Source organism: Belnapia sp. AC561 (assembly GCF_979252845.1).
This window is the reverse complement of the sequence record NZ_CEEDBP010000234.1, coordinates 1-271: the sequence shown is the minus strand read 5'-3', so window position 1 is coordinate 271 and position 271 is coordinate 1. Positions and strand designations below refer to the sequence as shown.

Genomic DNA, 271 nt, shown 5'->3' with positions numbered 1-271 from the left:
CCATACAACGCGGCGACAGTTCCGAGAACATTTCTGTTATTTATCAATTGCGTAGGCGATTTCCTGTCCTACGCTTTCAGAAATGCTGCGATCACGCTGCGCGACGATGGCTGGCGTTGCCGAAACTCGCGGTGTTCGTGACCAGCCCGCGCACGACGGTCGAGGTCATCGTCCGCTCGTCGCGCTCGTGCTGGAGGCCGAGCCTCGCGCGCCGCAGGACGTTGGCGGCGAGGCGGAAGCGGTCGGACGGGAGGAAGTGGGCGTAGTGCGC

At 63.1% G+C, this 271-nt stretch carries 1 protein-coding gene; it reads right to left on the bottom strand.

Features of this window, described 5'->3' with window-relative positions; all coding sequences use genetic code 11:
- Positions 1-91 precede the first annotated feature (91 nt).
- A partial coding sequence (locus AC0IW9_RS30895; protein WP_471652120.1) for a hypothetical protein occupies positions 92-271 on the bottom strand: 180 nt, incomplete at its 5' end.